Below are 2,246 nucleotides of genomic sequence, written 5' to 3' on the forward strand. Positions count from 1 at the left end.
CGGCGTTCGCCGAGGCGGTGGCCGAGTCCGTCGGCGGGGACCTGGTGCCACTCGGTTCGGCCGGGGCCAAGGCCGCGGCCGTGGTGCGCGGGGAGGCGGACGCCTACATCCACGCCGGTGGCCAGTACCAGTGGGACTCGGCCGCACCGGCCGGGGTGGCCCTGGCCAGGGGGTTCGTCGCGGTGCGCGTGGACGGTTCCCCGTTGGAGTACAACGTGGCCGAGACCTACCTGCCGGATCTTGTGGTGTGCCGCGCGGACCTGGCCGAGGCGATCCTGGAGGCCATCGCCTCGGCCTGAGGGGTCAGGCCCCGGGGCGGATCACCTGCTCGTGACCAGGGCTCCGGCAATGGCGGCCATGAACGCGTCCTTGGCCAGGCTCATGCCCTCCTGGGAGGGGCGGATGCCGTCGGACTCGGTCATCGAGGGGTTGCGGAAGTACATCGCCAGCAGGCCGGCGGAGAAGGTGCCGAGCGCGGCGCCCGCGAGGCGCGGCGAGACCACGGGCGTGAGCAGTGCCGCGCCGATCCCGATCTCGGAGTAGGCGACGAACTTGCCGAACGTGTCCGGCTCCAGCTTGGTGACCTGCGGGACGCCGGTGGCGGCGAATCCCTGTAGGCCCTGGGCCGCCTCGGTGGGCAGGTTGCGCTTGGACAGTCCCGAGTTGAGGACGAACGCGCCGGTGACTCCGCGGAGGATGGCGTTGGGCAGGCTCATGGGGTGCTCCTGTGGGGGTCGGGGTCGCGAGTGCTGCGACACAGGTGAAGTGACTCTTTGGTGATGTGACACCCAGGAGGGTAACGCACATGATGCCTGATTCCGCCCCGGGGAGATCGACCCCACAGGATGCGCGAGCGGGCCTCCGGTGGGACAGTCATTTCCATGAGCCCGAACAGCAGCCGCGACATCACCGACAAGCCCGACCCGGACGCCGACCCGGATTCGGGGAAGCCCGACTCGCCGACCTCACTGAAGGCCGGGACCTGGAAGATCGGTCTCACGCGTGCCGCCGCCGAGTTCTCCAAGGACAAGTGCACGGACCTGGCCGCCGCGCTGACCTATTTCGCGGTGCTCTCGATCTTCCCGGCACTGTTGGCGGTGGTCTCGTTGCTCGGCGTGTTCGGGCAGGGGCAGGAGACCGTCAACGCTGTGATGGAGTTGTTCGAGGGGGCCGCCCCGGAGGAGACACTGGCTGCACTACGGGGTCCCATCGAATCGCTGGTCAACACCCCCGCCGCCGGACTCGCCCTCGTCACCGGCCTGCTGGGCGCGCTATGGACGGCCTCGGGCTACGTGGGCGCCTTCGGGCGGGCCATGAACCGTATCTACGAGGTCGAGGAGGGTCGCCCCTTCTGGAAGCTCAAGCCCGCCATGGTGCTGTTGACCGCGGTGCTCCTCCTCCTGGTCTGCCTGGCCGGGCTCATGCTGGTCGTCAGTGGGCCGATCGCCGCCTGGGTGGGTGACCTCGTGGGCCTCGGCGAGACCGCCGTGACCGTGTGGGGCATCGCCAAGTGGCCGGCGCTGATCCTCGTCGTCGTCGTGATCCTGGCCGTGCTCTACGGGTTCTCGCCCAACGTCAAGCAACCCAAGTTCCGGTGGGTCTCCGTCGGCGCGATCGTGGCGTTGGTGGTCTGGGCGGTCGCCACGGCGGGGTTCGTGTTCTACGTGTCCAACTTCTCCAGCTACAACGCCACCTACGGCTCGCTGGCCGGAGTCATCATCTTCCTGCTCTGGCTCTGGATCACCAACAACGCGCTGCTGTTCGGGGCCGAGGTCGACGCCGAGGTGGAGCGGGCCCGCGAGCTGCAGGCCGGACTGCACGCCGAGGAGACCATCCAGCTCCCGCCGCGTGACACCAGCGCCAGCGACAAGGCCGAGGAGAAGCGTCAGAAGACCATCGACGACGCCGCCGACGTCCGCCGCGAGGCCCAGGCGGAGCAGGCCCGCAACCCCGACTGACAGCCGGGGCATTCGTCCCCGGATGCCGGCGGGATCAGGTCCCGGGATCGGAGGGGTCAGGTCCCGGGGTCTGTTTCCGGGGAGGCGACGTCGCGGTGGTAGACCACGCGCAGTGCGAGCTCCTGGTATCGGTGCACGATCTCCTCGACCAGGAGGTCGCCGCCCGGCTCGTACCAGTGGGCGATCGCGTTACACATGCCCAGGATCGACCGGTACGAGTCCTCCGGGAACGGTGTGCGGAATTCTCCGCTGGCGACGCCGTCCGCGAGCGCCTGTCGCAGCGGCTCA

General features: G+C 69.4%; 3 protein-coding genes and 1 pseudogene. 2 read left to right on the plus strand and 2 right to left on the minus strand.

Annotated features, from left to right (window positions below; genetic code table 11):
• A partial coding sequence (locus tag G6018_RS11475; RefSeq protein ID WP_277817775.1) for an inositol monophosphatase family protein occupies positions 1-299 on the plus strand: 299 nt, incomplete at its 5' end.
• A gap of 21 nt (positions 300-320) precedes the next feature.
• Here the strand turns inward: G6018_RS11475 and G6018_RS11480 are convergent.
• On the minus strand, positions 321-716 hold the full coding sequence (locus G6018_RS11480; protein WP_182610396.1) for a hypothetical protein: 396 nt from the start codon (positions 714-716) through the stop codon (positions 321-323).
• A gap of 165 nt (positions 717-881) precedes the next feature.
• On the opposite strand from G6018_RS11480, the gene G6018_RS11485 reads away from it, so the two are divergent.
• Positions 882-1,958, plus strand: a complete 1,077-nt coding sequence (locus G6018_RS11485) for a YihY/virulence factor BrkB family protein (RefSeq protein ID WP_182639653.1) — start codon at positions 882-884, stop codon at positions 1,956-1,958.
• Positions 1,959-2,014: 56 nt separating this feature from the next.
• Here the strand turns inward: G6018_RS11485 and G6018_RS11490 are convergent.
• A pseudogene (locus G6018_RS11490) lies at positions 2,015-2,246 on the minus strand (hypothetical protein); the annotation flags it as partial.

Origin of the sequence: Dietzia sp. DQ11-44 (assembly GCF_014145205.1) — a bacterium.
In the GTDB taxonomy this organism is placed as follows: Bacteria; Actinomycetota; Actinomycetes; order Mycobacteriales; family Mycobacteriaceae; genus Dietzia; species Dietzia natronolimnaea.